The sequence below is a fragment of the Streptomyces sp. NPDC027189 genome (assembly GCF_055566975.1).
Genome location: NZ_JBVHRI010000002.1, coordinates 378,474 through 399,823, shown reverse-complemented (window position 1 = coordinate 399,823; position 21,350 = coordinate 378,474). Strand labels below are relative to the sequence as shown.

Here is a 21,350-nt window from a genome sequence, read left to right as displayed (position 1 = left end):
GAGCGAGAGGACGAGGCACAACGTGAAGGGCTCTCATGCGTGATGTGAACGAGGACGCGTCGGCGTACGCCGACGGACAGCGGGCGACCGGCGAGTCGATCGAGCGGGGCGGCGGCGGACTCGGCGTGGACGCCCTGCTGGCAAGGGTCAGGTCGGCGGCCTCGCCCGGGCCGACGGGCCGCGGGGCGGACTCCGCCTCGCGGGAGTCGGCCGGCGTCGTCACGGACGATGCCTCGCTGGAGGCGGTCGGTGTCGTTACGGATGCTGTCTCGCTGGAGGCGGTCGGGGACTTCACGGACGCTGTCTCTCCCGTGTCGGCCGGCGACGGCGGGGACGCTGCCGTGTCCGAGCCGGCGGGCAGCGCGGCGGACTCCGCCGTGCTCGGGCGGGCCGTGACCGGTACGCACTCCGCCGGCCCCTCACCCTCCCAACCGACCGGTACCCGTGCGGACTTCACCCCACCCCGGCCGACCGGCGGCGCGCCGGATCCGGTTGACGGTGCCGCCGTGCCCCGGGACGTGGACGGCCTCGCCGCGGCCATCGCCGCCGCGGCGGGCCCCTTTCTGCCCGACGGGCACTTGTCGCCCGGCACCGACTTCTTCGACGCCGGGGGCTCCTCCGTCGGCGCCGTGGAACTGGTCGCGGAACTGGAACGTGCGCTGGGCATGGAGATCGGCCTGGACGACGTGTTCGCCGATGCCCGACCGCGCAGCCTCGCCCAGCGTTGGCTGTCGACCAGTGGGGGCACGGCCGCCCCGTCGGACACGAGTACATCGGCAGCCCCCGCGCCCGCGGCGACCCGGGCCATGGCCGAGTCGGGAACCCCGGCGCCGTACATCGTGTCGGAAATCCCGACGGTCGGGCCCCCGTCCGTCCGCGCGGCCACCGCGACCGGCACCTCGCCGGCCCCGGGCACCCTCCCCCTGTCGGCCCCGAGCACCCTCCCGATCCCGTCCCCCCGGATCCCACCCGCGGTGGCGACCACCGTCCGGCCCGGCAGCGGCGACACTCCGTACGGCACAGCCCGCCGCGAGGACCTCGACCAGGTCCTGGCCGACCTCGCCCTCGCGGACCGTCTGCCCTGGACCGCCTCGCCCGAGCCGCTGCCGCCCCGCCGGATCCTGCTGACCGGCGCCACCGGCTTCCTCGGCAGCCATATGCTCCTCGATCTGCTGCGGCACAGCGATGCCCATGTCTACTGCCTGGTCCGCGCGGCCGACGAGAAGGCGGCCGTCGCCCGGCTCGGCGAGGCGTTGAAGAGCTACCAGCTGCCGTGGTCTTCGGAGATCCGCCGCCGGGTGACCGTGCTTCCCGGCGACATCCGGCGCCCGCGCCTGGGCCTGTCCGACGACCTGTGGAACACGCTCGCCCACGAGCTGGACAGCGTCGTCGGAGTGGCGGCGGCCGTGGACTTCCTGCGCGGCTACCAGTCGCTGCGCCAGAGCAACGTCATCGGCTCGCTGACCCTCGCCGAACTCGCCGCGACGGGCCGGCCCAAGCCGCTGCACCACATCTCCTCCATCGCGGTCTTCAACGAGGTCGGCATCGGCTCTATGGGAGAGGACGACCCGCTCGCCCACGTCGATCGCCTCATAGCCGGGTACGACCAGTCGAAGTGGGCCGCCGAAGTCGCACTCCGCCGGGCCCGCGACCACGGTCTGATCGTCACGGCGATGCGCCCGGGCGGCATCGGCGGTCACACCAAGACAGGCGCCTACAACCCGCAGGACCTGAGCAGCGGCCTCATCTCGGCCTTCGGCCGCTTCCGCACCGTGCCCGCCTTCCGCTACCTGAACGCGGCCCCGGTGGACTGGGTGAGCCGGGTGGCGGTCGGCGTCATCTGCGAACCCGACGCCTGGGGCTACGACTACAACCTGACCGGTGTGCCCAACACCCTCGACGACGTCGTACGGGACATGGCGTTCGGCGGCATGCACGTACGCGTACAGGACTGGGACGAGTGGCGCACGGACACCCTGGCCCGTCTGGAGGCCGAGCCCGTGCCCGAACTCGCCTTCCTTGCCCGGGTGTTGCAGAGCCCCACCGCCCTCAAGCTGTGCGAGGCGACCCTCAAGGGCCCGGCGGCCGACGCCGACCGCACGGCCGCGCTCGTCCAGGCGCTCGGGCTCCGGCCGGCCGCCCGCTATGACGCCCAGGCCCAGCTGAAGACGTTCGAGCGGCTCGCCCAGGACGGTCTGGCCCGGCTGCCGCACAAGGACGACCAGCCCTACCTGTGGTTCTCGGAGACGACCGAGGGAGGCGTCGGCCCGGTCGGCGCCCCCGCCGACACCCCCTGCTCGATGGCGCTCACCCTCTCCATCGCGAGCATGTACCAGTTGGTGAAGGACCGCCGGGTGGACGTCAGCGGCGAGCTGATGTGCGCGGCGGTGCACCCCGAACCCCTGGTCGTGGAGCGCGGCGACGTCTGGATCCGCCCCGAGGAGGGCATCCCGCAGCAGCACGGCCTGCGGCATCAACTCCTGTACTACCGGCTGCGGTTGCGCGATGCCGACGGCGGGTTCTGGTGGCTGGAGGGCCGCAAGTACGCCCGGGCCCGCCGGGACGTGTGGCGGCAGACCCGCGCCCTGACCGTGGAGATTGGCCGCGAGGGTGAACCGGCAACCCTGGCGGGCGAGGTCGTCGTGCCCGCCGACAGCTACGTACGCGACCAGATCGACGGCATCAGGGTCGACCCGCGCCTGACCGGCCAGGAGAAGCGGGCCGCCAAGCTCACCTGGCTCGCCTGGTTCGGTCTGGAGATGGGCCGCGGCCTGCTCGGCCCCTTCACCCGGGCCGCCGCGGACCTCCTCGACCTGCGCCGCACCCCGACCCTCACGGAGCACAACCGATGATCTTCAGGACGACCACCGCTTCCCGGACCAGGCCGGCGCTCCGCAGGGTCAGGACCACCACTGCCCTGCGCCCGCTCCACCACCGCCTCGACCCGGCGGCCGTCGAGGAGATCCCCTTCCGGGCGAGCGACGGCGTCCGGCTCGGCCTCACCCGAGTCGACAGCGGCGAGACGGACCGGCCCGCCGTGCTGCTCCTGCACGGACACACCGCGTCCGCCGACATGTTCCTGCTGCCGGAGACCCGCAACCTGGTCGACGTCCTGCTCGACGACGGATACGAGCCGTGGCTGCTCGACTGGCGGGGCAGCTGCCGGCTGCCGTACAACGAAACCGGCCAGCAGTACACCTACGACGACGTCGCCCTGTACGACATCCCCGAGGCCGTCGCCCACATCCGCGGGCGCATCGGAGACCGGCCACTGTTCGTCGTCGCCCACTGCATCGGCTCCCTCGCTCTCTCGCTGAGCATGACGGCGGGGCTGGTGCCGGGCCTCGCGGGCGTGGTGTCCCAGGGAGTGTTCCTCACGCCGAAGCTCGCCGGCCGCACGTCGCTGCGGATGTCGGTGGCCGGGGAGCTGCTGAAGACCCGGATCGACCACATCCCGGTCGACTTCCGCAAGGTGGGCCTCTGGTCCAAGTACACGCCGCTGTTCGCGCTGGCCTCCCGGAAGGCGGACTGCCCCGATCCGACCTGCCAGATCCTGCACAACTCGGCGTGGGGCACGGGCGCCTCCCTGTTCGTGCACGAGCACCTGTCCGGGACCACCCACAACCGGCTCGCGGAGCTGCTGGGCCCCGCGCCGCTGTGGATCCTGCCGCATCTGCGTCGCATCGAACTGGCCCGCAGCGTGGTCCGCTGGCACGACACCGACCACCGCTACCGGGCACTGCCGCCCAACGCCCTGGACGCGGCCGCCCGCATCGACACCCCCGTCCTGCTGCTCGCGGGCAGCGAGAACGGCCTGTGGCTGGACTCCCAGAAGCTCTGCCACGAGGTACTCGCCCACCGGCAGCCCCAGTTGGACGTCGAGTACACCGAGATTCCCGGGTACGGCCACCTCGACACGTTCCTCGGCCGGGGTGCGGCCCTCGACGTATTCGGGCACATCCTCGATTTCCTCGGCAAACGACAGTGACGGCAGCCCGGGCGGGCGGCTACCGTACCCGTCAGTAACCGGACCGCACCGCAGGAGGCGCCCCATGCCGCAGCTCGAAGTCGACGGCGCAGCACTGACGTACGACGACGAGGGCCCCCGCGACGGCGACGGTGTGCCCTTGGTGTTCATCCACGGCTGGACGGCCAACCGGCACCGCTGGGACCACCAGCTGGCGCACTTCTCCCCGAAGCGCCGGGTGATACGCCTCGACCTGCGCGGACACGGCGAGAGCAGTGGGGCGGGGGTGCGCACGATCGAGGAGCTGGCGAGGGACGTTCTCGCCCTCCTCGACCACCTGAAGGTCGAGCGGTTCGTCCTGGTCGGCCACTCGATGGGCGGGATGATCTCGCAGACCATCGCCCTCTCCCATCCCGAGCGGGTGGAGCGCATGGCGCTGGTGAACTCGATCAGCCGTATGACCTACAGCCGGGGGCGGGGCCTGCTGATGGGGGTCTCCACGCTGGTGCCGTTCAAGCTGTTCGTCGCCGCCAACATCCAGCGGGCCTTCGCCCCCGGCTACCCGCGCGAGGAGATCCGGGAGTACGTGCGTGCCTCCGCGGACACTCCGCGGGAGGTGGTCATGACGCTCTACGGCGCCATGCGGGCCTTCGACGTCCTCGACCGGGTCGGCGAGATCAGTACGCCCACCCTGCTGGTGCACGGCTACCACGACATCCAGCTGCCCGTCTCGCAGATGCTGCGCATGGCGAAGGCCTACCCGGACGCCGTGGTGCGGATCGTGGACGCCGGCCACGAACTGCCGGTGGAGAAGCCGGCGGAACTGACCTCGGCACTCGACTGGTTCGTGACCGACCGGGTCTGAGGCGCCCGGCCGCCGGGCCGCTGCCGAAGCCGTCGACCCCGCCGGGGAGGGCTGCGATCCGCCCCCTGATCGAGGTCGGCGGCCGGCGTTTCCCGCCCGCCGAGTCACATGGTCCGTCCAGCGTTCCTGCCGTTCCCTCGTGCGGTCGAGCCAGTCCTGGAAGCCGACTTCGCCCCGGCACGAAATGGGCCTACAGCAACACGAACTACGTGGTGGTCGGCCTGATCGTTCAGAAGGTCACGGGCCGCCCCTCGCCGAAGAGATCGACCGGCGCGTCATCAAACGCATCGGATTGCGCCACACCTACTTTCCCGCCCCCGGCGAGGTGGCGATCCGGGAGCGCCATCCCAGGGGTTACTACCAGGGAGGCGGGGATCGACGTCCGGCCGATCCTGCGAGAGGTCGCGGAACTCTCCAGCCGGGACGACAAGTACGGCATGGGGTCGATGCGGGACATCCTCCTCCGCGCAGCGCGATGACGCGCTCTCGCAGCCATAGCGACCAGCCCGGTGGGTCCCACACCACGGTGAGGAGCCCAAGGAAGTGCAGCAGTGCACGGAGCTGTAGCAGCTGCTCGTAAGCTTCCTCACGCAGCTGGCTGAGGAACGACGCGTGTACCACGAGCAGCACTGGCCGACCCTGGACGGAGCTGACCGCCGCGAAACAGGCCTCGTCCGGGGAGGGTTCTCTCGGTTGCTGTCACTTGATGGGCCTTGCTTCGCGGCGGCGTGATCCTGCCAGTCAGCCGGCCGCAGCCGTCCCCAGCTGTTCGCGGTGCGCCCGGGCCGTGGCCATCAGCCCGTCGAGTGTGTCCCTGGTCCGCACGAGGTCGGCTATGTGCGTGGAGAGCCGCTCGCGCTCCAGCGCCATCCGCTCCAGCGCAGAGTCGGAGTTCTCCTCGCTGGGCGCGTCGACGCAGGGCAGTAGCTCGGCGATGGTGCGGCTGGACAGGCCCGCAGCGTACAACCGCTGGATGAACGCGACCCGCTCGACCTCGCTGTCCGTGTAGTGCCGCTGCCCGCTAGGACTGCGGGTGCTGGTGAGCAGCCCCTGCTCCTCGTAGTAGCGCACGGACCGGACACTGACCCCGGCCCGTGACGCCAGCTCTCCGATCCGCACAAAGCCCTCCCGGCTGCGTTCTGCGTCACAGACACTTGCCTCTGACGTCAGTGTGAGGTTTTAGCGTAGCCGTCGTGCCCGAGGCGCGGGCACGGCGGACCGCGAAGGAGTCCTGACATGACGACCCTTTTCACCAGCTACCGGCTCGGCGGCCTCACGCTGCCCAACCGGATGGTCATGGCCCCGATGACCCGGGTCCGGGCCGCCGTCGGCGGCCTGGCGACGCCGTCGATGGCGACCTACTACGCCCAGCGCGCCACGGCCGGGTTGATCGTGAGCGAGGGGGTGCAGCCGAGCGCCATCGGGCAGTCCAACCCGGGTACACCGGGACTGCACACCGACGAGCAGGTCGAGGCATGGCGCCCCGTGACCGACGCCGTCCACGCCAACGGCGGACGGATCTTCGCCCAGCTCATGCATGGCGGCCGGGTGTCACATTCCGACACCACCGGCCTGCAGCCGGTCGCGCCCTCGGCCGTCCCTGCCGTCGGCGACGTGTTCACCCCGACCGGGCTCCAGCCCGCTCCGACGCCGCGCGCGCTGGACACCGCCGAAGTGCCCGAGCACGCGCAGTCCTACGCCCGGGCCGCCCGCCGCGCCATCGACGCGGGCTTCGACGGCGTGGAACTGCACGGCGCCAACGGCTACCTGATCTCGCAGTTCCTCTCGTCCAACGCCAACGTGCGCACGGACCGCTACGGAGGCCCGATCGCCAACCGGATCAGGTTCGCCGTCGAAGCGGCCGCCGCCACCGTCGAGGCCGTCGGCGGAGCCAGGACCGGCATCCGGCTCTCACCGGGCGGAACCTTCTGGGGAGTCGAGGACACCGACGTCCGCGAGCTCTACACCGCGCTGTTGACCGAATTGGCCCCCCTCGGGCTGGCATACGTGCACCTCGAAGCCACCGCCGACGAAGAGGTGCTCGTCGCCCTGCGCCGGGCGTGGCCGGGCACCCTCGTCATGAACCCCGTGCTTCCGATGGGACCGAAGCAGACCAGCCGGGACGACGCCGACCACTGGCTCGGCCTGGGCGCCGATCTCATCAGCTTCGGCCGCGCCTTCCTCGCCAACCCCGACCTGGTCGAGCGGCTGCGGGGCGGGCTTCCGATCGCCCCCGTCGACGAGGCCACGTACTACCAGGGCGGTGACGCGGGCTACCTGACCTACTCGGCCCACCAGTACGCGGCTTGACTCCGAGCTGCGGCGAGCGAGCGAAACCAGCGCTGGCGGGAGTGCTCAGCCGTGCTCACGAGCACCCCCGCCAGCTGCCCCAGCCCGGTACGCACGAGCGTGCAACACGTCGGCCAGCACCGGTACCGAGACGTCAGAGGCGCCACCCGCACCAGCGACACAGACCTTCGAACGCGCACGATGGTCGTCGACGACTTGGGCGTTGGGAAGGCGTTGATCACCGGTGAGTTTTGGCCCCACTTGGCGGTGGTTGTGAGGCTTCCCGGGCGGATCTGACTGGCGTGGCAGGTGTGTTGCAGTGCATCGTGCGGTGGTGAATGGATCTGCCTTTGCCGAGCATGAAGACCGTTGGATCTTGGGTCTTCGGGGCCTGGATGTCACCAGGATCAGCGTCGACTATCAGCTGTCGCTTCTGCTGGGGTCGGATACCTGGGTTGTTCTGGAAGGTCCGTGCCGGCTGTCGCAGGGGCCTGCTGCAGGGGACGGTCCGCAGGAGATGCTGGATCCGGGGCAGCAGGATGTGGCCGCGGCGCTGGCCTTGTTCGGTGCCAAGGTCGTGTCGGCAGTGGCCTTCAAGGCAGGCTCGCTGCGGATGGTCTTCGACAACGGGCTGCATCTCCATTGCCGGGCCGACCCGTCGTTGGAAGCCTGGCAGGTGACAGGGCCGGGAGACTGGCGGCTTGTGTCGTTGCCGAGTGGGGATCTTGCGGTGTGGTCCGGCGCCGAGGCGGCCGGAAGGGACGAAGAACGCTGTCTGGCCCGCCGAGAAACACAGCGGACGGACAATCCGCATGTCCTGGTCACCCGCCAGACCAGGTCCGGCCAGGGACCGGCATCCACCGCCTAAGTCAGCCACGTCCTCGACGACTGCGGCTCCCCCCCCGCGTGATCCGATGCACTCGGCTCCTCGACCTGGTCAACACCATGGACCCCAAGCTCGTCGCGGTCGCCTTCGGCATGGACCCCGAAGCCACCATGATCTATCTCGCAGACCGCGTCGATGCCGGCCGTCTGCCATCAGCAGCAACAAAACCGACTGGGTGAGACGTCCGCTGACCAGCACAATGCCGTGGTGACCCTCTTCTCCTGCCCGCAATGTCATCGGACGCTGACCGGCGAACTCCGAGAAGTACCGCTGCCGCCACTGGTCACCCAGGACAAGCCCGGAGACCGCTTCCTCCCACCCCGAATGCCCCGCGGAACGTTCGCCGTCAGCACCGAGATAAGCGGGTTCGTACTTCATCCCGACGATGTCCACGGCACGACGCTGCATACCGACCCGGGGCGCCTCGCCGGATGCTGTCGACTCGACGGGCTTGACGGTCCCAACCTCGTGTGCGAGCAGTGTGGGGCCGAAGTGGCGACCCGCCAGTCCGACTGCTGGTCTCAGCAGCAGGTGATCCTCGCCCTGGACCAAATCGCCAGCAGCAGCGAGAGCTCATCCTCGAACCCGTGAAATTTCGGCGCCACCTGACACAGGTTCGCAGGAACTTGTGCGCTTTGGAGAAGGGCTCGTTGGAGGCGACGGCGACGCTGTTCTTCTCCTCACGTTCGGTCAGGACCTGGAAGAGGAACTTTCGTTGCCTGCTTTCCGGTGAATCCGTGAGCCGCGCCCTACCCGATTCCAAGGCCAGAGTCCGATCTTCGTACGCTGGGTGGCGATGCCATCCCGGGATGTAGGCGGCCATGCCGCACGATTCGATCGCCTGGTTGGGCGGAGCCTGCTACTGAAGGTCGTGCTCTTCGTTGCCGCGCTCGTTACGGCAGTCAGCACGTTGGCGACTGCCGTGGTGACGATCATTGAATGGAACAAGTCACGGGAGGACTGGAGACCAGCCGAGTACGCGAAGTTGGGCAACCTGCGGGCAGGTCAGACACTTGAGCATTTCCGAGTAGTGCTTGGCCCTCCGCTCTACCGGGAAACGGCGCGGGGCTCCGAATTCTCGTACAGCACCTTCCGGCCGAAGGCCGACTACTGGGTTGATGTCGTCAGCAACGCGGATCAGGTGAGCGTGGCGTTCGCCGTCACTTCGTGTAGCGAACGCTTTCAACCTGCCTTCCAGAACAGGAGCGTGACCGGACCCATTGTTCTGCAGCAGACCCGGTTCACCGATGTTCCTGAGAACCGGGAAGCGCAAGTCAAGGCGTATGACGGAATGACCTCGTCCAGCTATGCCTTCCTTGTCCTCAGTCTGGGCAACCCCTCCAGCTACCGATCCGTGGCTTGGGGGGTCAACGACACCTGTGCTGCGCTGGCTGGCCGGGATGAGGAACAACGGCTTCGTCCGTGGGCGGACTGGTCCGGGAGGAATCAGCCCAGGGGTGAGATCAACCGACCCTGGAGCGAGTTCAGCACCTCCGAGCGCGAGTACCTGGGGCGCGCAGCGGTCAACACATACGCAGAAACCAGCCCGTTCACGGAGATCGCCAAGGTCTATCCGCGGCAGGTCGGTGTTGACCGGATCGTGGTCCGTCCGTAGGCCAGCCAGTTGCCGGCCTGGCAGGCAGCTGCCGCCCAAACGTGCGGGTAACGCAGGCTCCGCAAGGTGCCCACCGGACCCCTGATGGCGGCTCTCGTCCGGCCTTTTCCGGTCGTTGCCGCCGGGTCAACGCTTGCCGCGGATGGCGCGGATGACTTCTGCCACAGCGTGCAGGACGGCCGCGCGGTGCTGGGAATCGGTGCCGTTTATGGCGAAACGCGCGACCAACAGGGCAGTGACGGTCAGAATTGTCACTGCGACCAGGCTGGCCACGATCGCAATGGTGAGCGGGTCCATGAGTTGTCCTCCTCCGCGGCGCTGCACCCGGGCGGTGCGGCGCCGGAGACGGGACAGATCAGAATGAGCGTCGCTTTCTGCGTGTACCGGACTGGCCGGATGGAATCCGTGAACCCGCGGGTCGAGGGAGTGCTGGGGGATGGATGGCCGGACGCGCCGGACGGACACCGGACGCTCGACCAAGGGGGAGAGGTCCATGCGGGACGGCATCCAATCGCTGGGACAAGCGGCGCTGGCTGGGGAACTTGCCAAGTCAGTGGCGTGACCTGCGGAGCATTCTTGTTGGCGCTCTTGATCGCCTGTGCCCGCGTCCTGCCGCCACGCAGAGCCCTCACTTCCAGGACCACGGTGAGCGATTGGATCAACGGAAAGACTCCGCCGAGGGACTTCGATCGGTTATGGGCCCTGGTTGGGGTGTTGCGGGAGTGGGCAGGTGCCCCGGCTGAGACAACTCGACCAGGCAGGGACGCGCGTGCGGCTGCACAGCTGCGCTGGAAGATCCTGTGGGAGCAGGCTCAGCCCAGCGCGGAGTCTGCCAACGATCCGACGCCGCAGCGTGGTGCTGGTCGTTTGGGAGCATCGGTCGCTGATGCAGATCCGGTCGGCCACCTGGAGGTACACCCCGCCATCGACGTCAGTCACCCGGTGGACGACAGCCAAGCCGGCCCGCTTCCGGCATACGTGGAGCGTGAACACGACCACAGGCTGTCCGCGGAGCCGGATCAGGCACAGCAACGCAGCCGACTGGTGGTGCTGGTTGCGGATTCCTCGACCGGCAAGACCCGGGCGCTGTGGGAGGCCATCCGTCAGTTGCCTGCGGGGTGGCGGGTGTGGCGGCCTGTCGATCGAGCCTCTCTCCTGGACGGCCTGAAGCGGCAGCGGTCCATGGCGCGCACCGCGTACTGTGGCTCAACGAACTGCAACGCTACCTGAACACCCCGCAAGCCTCTGAGCTGGGTGAGCAGGCCGCCGCTGCCCTGACTGATTTACTCCACGCCGCTGGCCGCGGGCCCGCTCTCATTGTGGGAACCCTGTGGCGCGACCCGCTGACAACCCTCAGCTCCCCTTCCGAGGGCGGCGATTCGCACCAGCGCGCCCGAGCACTGCTGCGCTCGGGCACGGTCATCCCGGTCGCGGAAGAGTTCGACGAAGCGGCGCTGGTCGACCTGCGCCGCCTGGCCGAGCACGATGCGCGCCTGGCCGAGGCCCTGGACAAAGGCGGGACACGCATCACCCAGTACCTGGCCGGCGCCCAGGAACTGCTCAAACTCTATGCCCGAGCCCCCGTTGAGGCCCTTGCTGTGTTGGACGCGGCCGCCGACGTCCGCCGCCTCGGCGTCAGCGAGCTCCTCCCGGAGGAGTTCTTGCATACCGCTGCGGCCGCTTACCTCAACCCTGATCACTGGCGTACCCAGGACGACCACTGGCGCGCCACCTGGTTCGCCCGCGCCCTCACCTATACCGGTCAGCCAAGCCATGGGATCCCCGGCCCCCTGACCCGCGAACTCCCTCTGCCTGGGGGCCCTGCACTCGCCCTGCCCGTGTATCGGCTAGCCGACTGCCTTGCTCAAGATAGGGCTAGAGCGCGACGGCAAAAGGTCCCCCCAGAGGGCTTCTGGACTGCTGCCGCAGACCATCTACACGGCCCTGAAGATCTCACTTCGCTCGGCCAGGCCGCCCGGTCTCGGCTGCGGCTGCGTCACGCCGATCTCCTCTACCGCCGTGCGGCTGATGCCGGGGACGTTCGGCCTCCAGCCCGTATCTGCGTTTCCAGGGAATCTCCGATTCCCTGGAAACTCTCAAAACCCGCCCAAATCCCGCACCCACAAAAATACCTGACATCCCCTCAATTCAAACCTCAACACTCCACATTCATACCGCTTTTCGTGCCGGAGGTGCGCAGTTTATGAATTAAGGCCGGAGGCCAAATACTCCAGCCGTAGATCGTTATGTGCCCTGGTCTTGGGGCTGTCTGTCACTGGCGGAAACTCAGGTGGCCTCAGCGCACGATCTGGGTAGAGTCGGGCAATGCCCGAGCTGAAGCGGCTGCATGCCGGCCACGCCCCGGCGGTCCTGGCCTTCGAGCTGGCGAACCGCACCTACTTCGCTGCCTCGATCTCCGACCGCGGCGACGACTTCTTCGACCAGTTCACCGACCGGTACAACGCCTCGCTGGCCGAGCAGGAGGCCGGCATCTGCGCCTTCTACGTGCTCGTCGCCGAGGACGGCTCGGTACTCGGCAGGTTCAACCTGTACGACTTGGAGGACGGCACTGCCAGACTCGGCTACCGGGTCGCGGAGCGGGTCGCCGGCCGCGGCGTGGCGACCGCGACCGTCCGGGAGCTGTGCCGGATGGCGACAGCGATGCACGGTCTGCGCACACTGCGGGCGGCCACCTCCCACGACAACGCCGCGTCCCAGAAAGTCTTGGCCAAGGCCGGGTTCGTCTCGGTTGGCCCTGCCACCCCGGCCGATCTCGGCGGCAAGTCAGGCACTTGGTACCAGCGCGACCTCCAGCCATAGACCTTGATCTTGCTCGTGGGTCGGCTGCGGGAAGGCTGCGGCCACCGCTGATCATCGGTGTGTGAAGACTAACGATCTTGCGATGGCCGCAGGTCACAGCGGGGACCCTGCTCGCTGGCAGGAAGCGTTCGAGGGCCTGATGAGCCGGATAGCCGGCCGGTTCGTCCGGGTTGAACCCCGGCGTCGGGTACGGGATCTGATGCTGGGGCTGCTGTCGGACCTGCCACGCAAAAACTGTTGGAGCATCGCCGAGTGGGCCGGAGAGGCCACCCCGAACGGCATGCAGAACCTGCTCGGCCGGGCCCGATGGGATGCCGACGCCGTGCGCGATGACGTGCGCGAGTTCGTCCTGGGGCATCTACACGACGAGGGTGCAGTGCTGGTGGTCGACGAGACCGGGGACGTGAAGAAGGGCACGCACACCGTCGGCGTCCAGCGCCAGTACACCGGCACCGCCGGGAGGATCGGAAACGCGCAAGTCGCTGTCTACCTCGTCTACGCGGGACTGCGCGGGCACGCGGCGGTGGACCGGGAGCTGTGCATACCGCACTCCTGGACGCGCGACCCAGATCGCTGCCGAGCCGCGGGCGTGGACGAGGACACCGTCTTCGCGACCAAGCCGGAGCTGGCCGCCCGCATGATCGGCCGATTTCTCGATGCCGGGCACCGCGCCGGCTGGGTCGCGGCAGACGAGGTCTACGGCGGCAACCCAAAGTTGTGCTCCGCGCTGGAAGAGCGCCAGGTCGGCTACGTGCTCGCCGTCGCCTGCTGACATGAAGCCACCACCGGCGCGGGGAAGTTCCGCGCGGATGCCCTGGCCGCGAAGGTGCCCAAGCGGGCCTGGCAGAAGCTGTCGGCCGGGGCCGGTGCCAAGGGGCACCGCTTCTACGACTGGGCGGTCATCGATCTGGCCGAACCCCGCCCCGGCAGCCGCCAGCTGCTGATCCGCCGCGACCGCACCACCGGTGAACTCGCCTACTACCGCTGCTTCTCACTCGACCCGGCGCCCCTGAACACCCTGGTCCGCGTCGCTGGATCAAGGTGGCGGGTGGAGGAGACCTTCCAGTCCGGAAAGGGCCTGGCCGGACTCGACGAGCACCAAGTCCGCCGCTACACCTCCTGGTCCCGCTGGGTCACCCTGGCCATGCTCGCTCACGCCTTCCTCGCCGTTGTCCGCGTCGACGAACACGCCCGGCGCCCCGCACCTGACGGACTTATCCCGCTCACCTGCAACGAGATCCAGCGACTGTTCATCACCTTGGTCGTCCGGCCCGTGCGCGAGGTAGCCCACCGGCTCGCCTGGTCCGCCTGGCGACGCCGCCACCAGGCCCGAGCCCAAGCCAGCCATTACCGACGACAAGCCGCGAATCAGACATGAAGATCACGATTTACGGCTGGAGTACTAATTCATAAATCCCCGATCCCCCTGTCCACCCGATCGCTGAACCACCTCGCCGACCTGATCCGCACCCACCGCCACCAGCGACGATCCCGCTGGCGCCGACTCGACCCCGGCCGGCAGGCCCTGCTCGCCCTGGCCCACCTGCGCAACGGCGACACCCTCTGGCAGCCGGATTCCAGGTCGGGGTTGCCACCGCCTGGCGCTATATCCGCGGGGCGATCACCTTGCTCGCCGCGACCGCCAACGACCTGCACCAGGCGATGACCAGGATCCAGCTGTTGGCCTACGTCATCCTCGACAGCACGCTGATCCCGATCGACCGCGTGCACGATCAGAAGCCGTACTACTCCGGAAAACACCGACGGCACGGGATAAACGTGCAGCTAATCGCGGATGCGGCCGGAAAATCTTGACCAAGCTGCGCTGCACCCCTCGCGGACGACCGCAATGGTGCAGGCCATCCTCGTTCTCCACACGTCGAAAACCCGACCTACCAAGGATGAGAAACGCTCAGCCATGCCGACCGACCCTAGTGATGAGTTTTCGCGCCCGCACCCGTCACACCTACGACGGGACACGACGAGGCGGAAGGATGACGTGATGAGTGCGGACACGCGGCTTGAGGAGCTGGGCGTGAGCGGTCTGGGCGAGAGCGGGCTGGGCGAGGTCGACGAGCCGGCGTTCTCGGGGCTGGCGGAGCGGCACCGGCGGGAGCTGCACGTGCACTGTTACCGGATGCTCGGGTCGTTCGAGGACGCCGAGGACACCGTGCAGGAAACGTTCCTCCGTGCCTGGCGGCGGCGGGAGACCTTCGAGGGGCGGTCGACGTTCCGGGCCTGGCTGTACGGGATCGCCACCAACGCCTGCCTGGATCTGCTCGCCAAGTGCCGTCCGGAGCCTGCGACCGGCGGCGAGGTGCTGTGGCTGCAGCCTTACCCGGACCGGCTGCTCGACGAGCTGCCCGCGGGCGACGCGGACGAGCCGGAGACCGTCGCCGTCGCGCGGGAGACGATCGAGCTGGCGTACCTGGTCGCAGTCCAGCACCTCGCACCGCGCCCGCGGGCCGTGCTGATCCTGCGGGACGTGCTCGGCTGGCCGGCGAAGGACGTCGCGGAGCTCCTCGGGGACTCCGTCAACTCCGTGAACAGCGCGCTGCAGCGGGCCCGCGCGGGCATGCGGGACCACCTGCCCGCCGAGCGGCAGGACTGGACCGGCGGCGAACAGGACGCCGGGACGCGCGAGCTGGTGCGCCGCTTCACCGACGCGAGCGTCGCCAAGGACGTCGACGGTCTCGCTGCCATGCTGCGGGACGACGTCCGCTGCTCGATGCCGCCCACCCCGGGCCTGTACGTCGGCCGCGACACGGTGGTGAACAACTGGGTCGAGGACGGGTTCGAGGACCTGGGGCGCCTGCGCTGCGTCCTCACATCGGTGAACCGGCAGCCCGCCCTCGCCTTCTACCTCTGGCGGGAGCAGGAGGACGCGTACCTGCCGCTGACGATTGACGTCCTGCGCATCACCGGCGGGGCGATCACCGAGATCGTCATCTTCCACGACGACCAGTTCCCGCGGCTCGGGCTGCCGGAGCGCCTGCCGGCCGACGGCACGGAGTAGTCCCGGTGTGGACGCTCGCGCTGCGCGGTGGCGCGCGTGTCGCGGTGGTCGCGGCGCAGTGGTGCGACGCGTTCGGCGTCGTCACCCACGGGCGGGTGCAGCTGGAGCTGCACGACGGCGAGCCCGGGCCGGTCCTCGGACGCGACGCCGGGTTCTGGCTCCGCGGCACCGGCGTCCGCGCCCTGCGGAACCCCGGCCGTCGCACGGCGAGGGTGCGCATCGTCACCCCCAGGACCAGGACCGTCACATGTCAGTCAACACCCCGTACGCAAGTTACCGAATGATGGAGGAACGACATGAACAGCATGAATGACACCGGGGTCGTCGCAGGCCCGGCATCGGGCCAGACCAGCCACACTCACCGACTCCGCGGGCTCGCCGGCACCGGCTTCATTGCCACGCTCGCAGCGATGGTGGCCACCACCCTCGCCGCGGCGCTTGCCCAGGCCGTTGGCGTCGACTTCGAGGTCCCCGATGGTGGCGAGACGATCCCGTTGTCCGGGTTCGCCGTGGTGACCGGCTTCTTCTCGGTCGTGGGCATCGTCATTGCCGTCGCTCTTCTTCGTTGGAGCGCTCGCCCCGCCGAGCGATTCGTGTGGACGGCAGTGTCGCTGACCGCGATCTCGTTGGTCCCGCCCCTCCTCTCCGGGGCAAACACCGCCACCACCACCGCCCTCCTCGGGCTACACCTCGTCCCTGCGACGGTGATGATCCCCACCCTGGCGCTGAGCCTCCGCACCCGGACCGATTGACGATCCCGCAACGGGACAATGCGCGGCGCAAGGGCGTGCGCGAGCGCACTAACGCCCTCTCTCGGGCCGACGTCAGGCTCAAGCCGCGCCAGGACGCGCTCGCAGCCGAGCCCTGACACCTACGCCTGAGGGAGGCTGCCACGCCGTAGCCGGCGAGGCAGGGAACGCTGTTTGTGACGTGGGAGGTTGGAAAAGGCTCACTCTTGGGCGGGCGTGCGGTGATCGACGCGTCGGGCGATCAGGCTGCTTGAGGAGAGCTCAGTAGCTCTCTCCAAGGCGGCGGCACCACGCCGAAGAACTCCAGCGCAGCCGACAGCGGAAGAGGCGATCGCAGGCGAAGGCGCGGGTGGCCGGGCACGACATTCGTGTCGTGCCCGGCCACCCATCGGTGCCGGGGCACCAGACAGTTTCCAGCCCCACCGCCGCGTCCATGGCCGGCGTGTCGCCGACACAGCCTCGAGACGGGATGCGCCGATGGGGGCAATGGGCTCAGGACGTGTGGGCGTCCGGCTTCACCGTCTGCTCCGTGGGCGGGGAGTCGCCTTCGGAGGCATCGAGTTCGTGCATCCGGCGATGGATGGCCTCACGCAGGCTCATGCCACCGGGCCCCTTGGGGGCAACGGCGGCCGATTCTGACGCTGGTCCGGCCGTGAGGCGATCGATCACCGCATGCAGGTGGTCGGCGCGGTCCTCGCTGCCCTTCTTCTCGTCTGCCACAGCGCACCTCCTTCCCGGGCGGTCCGAGTGTGCTCGTCCTACTCATTGTCGTGCTCGCCGCCTTCCCAGGCGCCTTCGATGACGGGGCCGGCCTGCAATTCGTCGATCTGGATGCGCCACGCGTCGGCGCGGGACGTGGTGGACTCCTTCGCCGCGGCGTTCAGGGTGCGGGCGGCGGCGAAGCGATCGGACTGCGGGCCGCTGGTGGCGACGCGCTTGATCGTGCCTGTGCGGGAGTCGATGGCCGAGCGCAGGCTGCCCGCGCGGGCCGTCAGACGGCCCAGGTTGCGGAAACGGGGCTGGTCGGTGTCGAACCAGATCTGCTGCCACCAGTGGTCGGTGACCGGGTCGTGCCAGCTGATGTAGCCGCCGGGCAGGATCTTCCGGGGGCCGTCCAGATTGCCGGTGAAGCTGTAGCGCACACCGGGGGCGGCGACCGGGTCGTAGAAGTGCGGGGTGAAGAAGTCCGACACCAGCAGGCCGTTGATGGTGTAGCCGTTTTCCGGCGCCTCCGACGGGTCCGCGACTTCCACCAGGAACTCCACCACGCCCTGGTCCGCTTTGGGGGACTGCCCCGCGACCAGACGACTGCCGCCGGGGTCGCCAAGCATTTCCAGCATTTCGTGGCTGGCGGTCAGCGACCAGCTGTCGCTGTACTCGATCAGTGAGAACGGCTGGCCGTTGTTGTCGAGGTGGACGCCGGCTGCTCCGGACTGCTGAATGTCATCGCGGACGATCATGGGCCAGTAGCCGACCGGAACGTCCTTGAGTCTGTCGAAGGCGTCAATGGTGGCGGGGATCTTCCAGATCGGGTCGAAGTCTCGGGTGGCCTGTTTCTGCAGTGCGGCGGCGACCCGGGTGAGCTGGGACGGGGTGATCTGGTCGGTCTCGGACACCAGGGCAATGTGGGTGACGAGCATGCCGGGCTCCTGTTCTGTCGGGACGGACACGCGATGCCGTTGCGGCGGGCGGGAAGGCGCCGGGCCAAAGCAGTGGCTGGGGCGGCTGATGGCCGTAGTCGAGGGGAAGGTCGGCACCACTCAACAGGCAAGATGGCTTGACGTCACTACCCGCTTACTGAATGTTTCGGTCGATCGCCCACGCGGAGTAGCGGCTCGGTATGCATCCGTTCGACGTCGGCCAGGTCCACGCCGCGTATGCGTCACAACCGCACGATGATCAGCGCGGTGTCGTCGGTGACGCCCCCGGGCGGGAGCAGCTCGTGGAGGACGGCGTCCGCGAGGCTCTCGGGGTCGGCGTCCTTGTGGCGGACCAGGGAAGTGGCGAGGCGGTCGAGTCCGGTGTCGATGTCCTCGCCGCGCCGTTCGATCAGGCCGTCGGTGTACAGCACGATGGTGGCGCCGTCGGTGAACGCGGTGGCGGCCTGTGGCCTCGGGATCGGGTCGGGGTGGGCGTCGAGCGGCGGGTCGGTGGCCTGGTCGAGGTACTCCACGCGACCGTCGGCGTGGACCAGCGCGGGCGGGGGGTGGCCGGCGCTGCTGTAGGTGATGGTGCGGTGGTCGAAGTCGATGAAGGTGGTGACCGCGGTGGCCGATTCGGCGCCGTCGACCACATGGGCATAGCGTCCCAGGACGTCCAGGGCCTGAGCGGGGCCTTCGGCGACTCGGGAGGCGGCGGTGAGCGCGCTGCGCAGCTGGCCCATGACGCCGGCTGCCTCCAGACCGTGTCCGACCACGTCGCCCACGGCCACGCCGATGCGGTTGCCGCCCACCAGGTCGACCAGGTCGTACCAGTCCCCACACACGTTCAGTGAGCCGACCGCGGGTCGGTAGCGTACGGCAATCCGGCGGTGTCCCAGCTGACGAGGTGCCGGCAGCATCGCCTCCTGCAGGGCCAGCGCCACCTCGCGCTCGCGGGCGTGAGACTGGCGCAGACGTTCGTTGACCTCCTGCAGTTCGCGGGCGCGCGTGTACAGGTCTGCCTCCAGCACACGGGCCCGGCTTCCGCTGGGGCCGCCGCGGGCCCGGATCAGTTCGGTGACCTCCTCGACGCGGTGCACCAGCAGCACCACTTTCCCGTCCGGGCCGTGCACGGGCGCGTTGATGGGGCTCCAGAAGCGTTGCTCCCACTGCCCGGGCTGCTCGACGGATTCGACGTCGTACCGCTGCAGGGCCATTGCGTCGCGTTCGCCGGTGGCCGCCACTCGGCGCAGCGAGGCCTCCAAGTTGCGCATGCCCGTCGCGGTGGGGTCGTTCGGGTTGTCCGGGAAGACCTCGAACAGGTAGCGGCCGATCAGCTGCTCCCGTGTACGCCCGGACATGCGCAGGAATTCCTCGTTGGCGTCCGCGTACACGAGCTGGGGCGTCAGCAGCGCCACCATGCCGGGCAGGGTCCGGAACACCGCCGCGTAGTCGATGCCCGCGTCCGTCATGGTGCCGCCACCTCGTAGCCGATTTTGCACATTTTCTCATGATTCCCGCGGCGGGAGATGGTGTCCGAGCGGCGTCGCGGGCCCACAGGCGTCCGCTTGGCGCGGTCAGGGGGGTAGGCCGATGGCGCCTGAGGAGGCGCAGGCCGCAGGCAACCCGGCGGTGAACCGAGTTGTCGCCCTACACCGTGATCGCGGTACCCGGCGGCGCGGGTGTGAACCGAGTTGTCAGCCGTCACACGGCGACAACACTCACCCCCGCCTCCTCGAACCGCCGCACCGTCTCCGGCCCCACCGCCGCGTCCGTGACCAGCGTGTCCACCGACTCCGCCGCGCAGATCCGGGCGAAGGCGCGCTGTCCCAGCTTGCTGGAGTCGGCGGCGACGATCACGCGCTCGGCGCGCTCGCACAGGAGACGGTTGATCGCGGCCTCGGCCTCGTCGTGGGCGGCCGCGCCATGCGTGGCGTCGAAGGCGACCACGCCGAGCACGGCGACGTCGATGGTGATCTGGCCCAGCACGCCGTCCGCGAGCGGACCGATGAGCTCGTACGACTGCGGGCGTGCGACCCCACCCGTCACCACGATCTTGAACTGGGGGCGCACGGCGAGCTCGTTGGCAATGTTCAGCGCGTTCGTGACGACGGTCAGCGCGGGTGAGCCGGATGCCAGATCGGGGCGTACGGCCAGGGCGCGGGCCACCTCGGTGGTCGTGGTGCCGCCGGTCAGGCCCACCGCCTCGCCCGGGGCGATCAGGTCGGCCACCGCCTTCGCGATGCGATGTTTCTCGGAGGCGTGGCGGGCGGTCTTGTAACGCAGGGGTAGTTCGTACGAGACGCCGTGGACGACCGCGCCACCCCGGGTGCGCACGAGCATCTGCTGCTCGGCGAGCTGGTCGAAGTCGCGCCGGATCGTCGCGGCCGACACCTCGAGCTGGGCCGCGGCCTCCTCGACATCCAACCGGCCCCGTTCCACCAGCAGTTCCAGCAGCACCTTCCAGCGGGCGTCGCGCGACATCCGCACACTCCATTCCTCGATCTTCCGCGACCTTAGCGCACCGCGCTCCCAGCGGAATGCTTGATTGTGTTCGAAAGTTCGCTATATCTTGCAGGAACAAGCATCAGTGGGAGGGGTACGGCATGACCCATGTCGAGAACGAGCTGAAGAGTCAGCCCGAGTGCTGGAGCCGCGCCGCCGAGCAGGCCGCCGCGCACGGAGCCGCGCTGCCCGCGGCGGGGGAGCGCGTCGCGATCGTGGGGTGCGGCACCTCGTTCTTCATGGCGCAGTCCGTGGCCGCGCTGCGCGAGCAGGCCGGACAGGGCGAGACGGACGCCTTCGCCGCGTCGGAGTTCCCGCACGGCCGCTCGTACGACCGCGTCGTCGCCCTGACCCGCTCCGGCACCACCACCGAGGTACTCGAACTCCTCGGGCACCTTCGGGGACGTACGCGTACGACCGCCATCACCGCCGACCCCGAGACCCCCGTAATGGGGTCCGCGGACGACATCGTCGTGCTCGACTTCGCCGACGAGCGGTCCGTGGTGCAGACGCGGTTCGCGACCACCGCGCTCACGCTGCTCCGGGCCCATCTCGATCTGCACACCGACGCCGTCGTGGCCGACGCACGCACCGCGCTGGAGACTCCGCTGCCCGAGGGGCTGGTCGACTGCACACAGTTCACCTTTCTCGGCCGCGGCTGGACCGTCGGGCTCGCCAACGAGGCCGGGCTCAAGATGCGTGAGGCCTCGCTCGCCTGGACCGAGGCCTACCCGGCGATGGAGTACCGGCACGGCCCCATCAGCATCACTACCCGGGGCACCGCCACCTGGATGCTTGGCGAGGCGCCCGAAGGGCTGGCGGAACAGGTGCGGGAGACCGGCGGGTTGTGGGTGGCGGGTGCTCTTGATCCGCTCGCCGAACTCGTCCGCGCCCAGCGGCTGGCGGTCGCCGTCGCCGCGGCACGCGGGCTGGACCCCGACCAGCCGCGCCACCTCACCCGCTCGGTGATCCTCAGCCCGACGGCCCACTGAACCGGC

20 protein-coding genes and 3 pseudogenes are annotated in these 21,350 nt (G+C 69.2%); 17 read left to right on the top strand and 6 right to left on the bottom strand.

Annotation, left to right across the window (positions count from 1 at the left end):
- Window positions 1–35: 35 nt before the first annotated feature.
- The 4 genes and pseudogenes from ACZ4RZ_RS06395 to ACZ4RZ_RS06380 all read left to right on the top strand — a co-directional run.
- Window positions 36–2,852 carry a thioester reductase domain-containing protein gene (locus ACZ4RZ_RS06395; RefSeq protein WP_467742574.1) on the top strand — a complete coding sequence of 939 codons (2,817 nt, stop codon included), beginning with the start codon at window positions 36–38 and terminating at the stop codon, window positions 2,850–2,852.
- Entirely contained in the window at window positions 2,849–3,988 is a 1,140-nt protein-coding gene (locus ACZ4RZ_RS06390; protein WP_467742572.1) for an alpha/beta hydrolase, read from the top strand. The genes ACZ4RZ_RS06395 and ACZ4RZ_RS06390 overlap by 4 nt, the downstream gene beginning before the upstream one ends.
- Window positions 3,989–4,052: 64 nt before the next feature.
- Entirely contained in the window at window positions 4,053–4,832 is a 780-nt protein-coding gene (locus ACZ4RZ_RS06385) for an alpha/beta fold hydrolase (RefSeq protein ID WP_467742570.1), read from the top strand.
- A 173-nt stretch (window positions 4,833–5,005) separates the two neighbouring features.
- Window positions 5,006–5,208: pseudogene (locus ACZ4RZ_RS06380) on the top strand (serine hydrolase); the annotation flags it as partial.
- 365 nt (window positions 5,209–5,573) lie between these two features.
- Here the strand turns inward: ACZ4RZ_RS06380 and ACZ4RZ_RS06375 are convergent.
- Window positions 5,574–5,951, bottom strand: coding sequence for a MerR family transcriptional regulator (locus ACZ4RZ_RS06375; protein WP_467742568.1), 378 nt, complete (start codon window positions 5,949–5,951; stop codon window positions 5,574–5,576).
- A 117-nt stretch (window positions 5,952–6,068) separates the two neighbouring features.
- On the opposite strand from ACZ4RZ_RS06375, the gene ACZ4RZ_RS06370 reads away from it, so the two are divergent.
- The 5 genes from ACZ4RZ_RS06370 to ACZ4RZ_RS06350 all read left to right on the top strand — a co-directional run bounded on the left by ACZ4RZ_RS06370 (window position 6,069) and on the right by ACZ4RZ_RS06350 (window position 9,622).
- On the top strand, window positions 6,069–7,142 hold the full coding sequence (locus ACZ4RZ_RS06370; protein ID WP_467742566.1) for an alkene reductase: 1,074 nt from the start codon (window positions 6,069–6,071) through the stop codon (window positions 7,140–7,142).
- A gap of 298 nt (window positions 7,143–7,440) precedes the next feature.
- Entirely contained in the window at window positions 7,441–7,989 is a 549-nt protein-coding gene (locus ACZ4RZ_RS06365) for a DUF6188 family protein (protein WP_467742564.1), read from the top strand.
- 38 nt (window positions 7,990–8,027) lie between these two features.
- Window positions 8,028–8,186: a hypothetical protein gene (locus ACZ4RZ_RS06360; RefSeq protein ID WP_467742562.1), complete on the top strand. Its 159-nt coding sequence runs from the start codon at window positions 8,028–8,030 to the stop codon at window positions 8,184–8,186.
- Between the two features lie 28 nt (window positions 8,187–8,214).
- Window positions 8,215–8,598, top strand: coding sequence for a hypothetical protein (locus tag ACZ4RZ_RS06355; protein ID WP_467743099.1), 384 nt, complete (start codon window positions 8,215–8,217; stop codon window positions 8,596–8,598).
- A gap of 280 nt (window positions 8,599–8,878) precedes the next feature.
- Entirely contained in the window at window positions 8,879–9,622 is a 744-nt protein-coding gene (locus tag ACZ4RZ_RS06350; protein WP_467742560.1) for an ETEC_3214 domain-containing protein, read from the top strand.
- Between the two features lie 126 nt (window positions 9,623–9,748).
- On the opposite strand, the gene ACZ4RZ_RS06345 is transcribed toward ACZ4RZ_RS06350, so the two are convergent.
- Complete coding sequence (locus ACZ4RZ_RS06345; RefSeq protein ID WP_467742558.1) at window positions 9,749–9,919, bottom strand: hypothetical protein; 171 nt, start codon at window positions 9,917–9,919, stop codon at window positions 9,749–9,751.
- A gap of 830 nt (window positions 9,920–10,749) precedes the next feature.
- Between ACZ4RZ_RS06345 and ACZ4RZ_RS06340 the strand changes: the two genes are divergently transcribed.
- From ACZ4RZ_RS06340 to ACZ4RZ_RS06310, 7 genes and pseudogenes are all read left to right on the top strand, one after another.
- Window positions 10,750–11,829: a hypothetical protein gene (locus ACZ4RZ_RS06340; protein ID WP_467742556.1), complete on the top strand. Its 1,080-nt coding sequence runs from the start codon at window positions 10,750–10,752 to the stop codon at window positions 11,827–11,829.
- A 118-nt stretch (window positions 11,830–11,947) separates the two neighbouring features.
- Window positions 11,948–12,442, top strand: a complete 495-nt coding sequence (locus ACZ4RZ_RS06335) for a GNAT family N-acetyltransferase (protein ID WP_467742554.1) — start codon at window positions 11,948–11,950, stop codon at window positions 12,440–12,442.
- A gap of 82 nt (window positions 12,443–12,524) precedes the next feature.
- Window positions 12,525–13,820 (top strand): annotated as a pseudogene (locus ACZ4RZ_RS06330) (IS701 family transposase).
- Between the two features lie 27 nt (window positions 13,821–13,847).
- Window positions 13,848–14,251, top strand: a pseudogene (locus ACZ4RZ_RS06325) (transposase family protein); the annotation flags it as partial.
- Window positions 14,252–14,444: 193 nt separating this feature from the next.
- Window positions 14,445–15,458: an RNA polymerase subunit sigma-70 gene (locus tag ACZ4RZ_RS06320; protein ID WP_467742552.1), complete on the top strand. Its 1,014-nt coding sequence runs from the start codon at window positions 14,445–14,447 to the stop codon at window positions 15,456–15,458.
- Window positions 15,459–15,463: 5 nt separating this feature from the next.
- Window positions 15,464–15,742, top strand: a complete 279-nt coding sequence (locus ACZ4RZ_RS06315) for a hypothetical protein (RefSeq protein ID WP_467742550.1) — start codon at window positions 15,464–15,466, stop codon at window positions 15,740–15,742.
- 12 nt (window positions 15,743–15,754) lie between these two features.
- Window positions 15,755–16,210, top strand: coding sequence for a DUF6069 family protein (locus ACZ4RZ_RS06310; protein ID WP_467742548.1), 456 nt, complete (start codon window positions 15,755–15,757; stop codon window positions 16,208–16,210).
- Window positions 16,211–16,699: 489 nt separating this feature from the next.
- Here the strand turns inward: ACZ4RZ_RS06310 and ACZ4RZ_RS06305 are convergent, their stop codons facing one another.
- The 4 genes from ACZ4RZ_RS06305 to ACZ4RZ_RS06290 all read right to left on the bottom strand — a co-directional run bounded on the left by ACZ4RZ_RS06305 (window position 16,700) and on the right by ACZ4RZ_RS06290 (window position 20,331).
- The gene (locus tag ACZ4RZ_RS06305) at window positions 16,700–16,927 is read right to left on the bottom strand and encodes a hypothetical protein (protein ID WP_467742546.1); all 228 of its coding nucleotides are present in this window, start codon (window positions 16,925–16,927) and stop codon (window positions 16,700–16,702) included.
- A gap of 38 nt (window positions 16,928–16,965) precedes the next feature.
- Window positions 16,966–17,847 carry a hypothetical protein gene (locus ACZ4RZ_RS06300; RefSeq protein WP_467742544.1) on the bottom strand — a complete coding sequence of 294 codons (882 nt, stop codon included), beginning with the start codon at window positions 17,845–17,847 and terminating at the stop codon, window positions 16,966–16,968.
- Between the two features lie 242 nt (window positions 17,848–18,089).
- Window positions 18,090–19,319 (bottom strand): PP2C family protein-serine/threonine phosphatase, encoded by a 1,230-nt coding sequence (locus ACZ4RZ_RS06295; protein WP_467742542.1) that lies wholly within the window; start codon window positions 19,317–19,319, stop codon window positions 18,090–18,092.
- 232 nt (window positions 19,320–19,551) lie between these two features.
- A complete protein-coding gene (locus tag ACZ4RZ_RS06290) occupies window positions 19,552–20,331 on the bottom strand; it encodes a DeoR/GlpR family DNA-binding transcription regulator (RefSeq protein WP_467742540.1) in 780 nt (259 codons plus the stop codon).
- A gap of 122 nt (window positions 20,332–20,453) precedes the next feature.
- Here ACZ4RZ_RS06290 and ACZ4RZ_RS06285 point away from each other — a divergent pair, with 122 nt between their 5' ends.
- On the top strand, window positions 20,454–21,344 hold the full coding sequence (locus ACZ4RZ_RS06285) for an SIS domain-containing protein (protein ID WP_467742538.1): 891 nt from the start codon (window positions 20,454–20,456) through the stop codon (window positions 21,342–21,344).
- The last annotated feature ends 6 nt before the right edge of the window (window positions 21,345–21,350 follow it).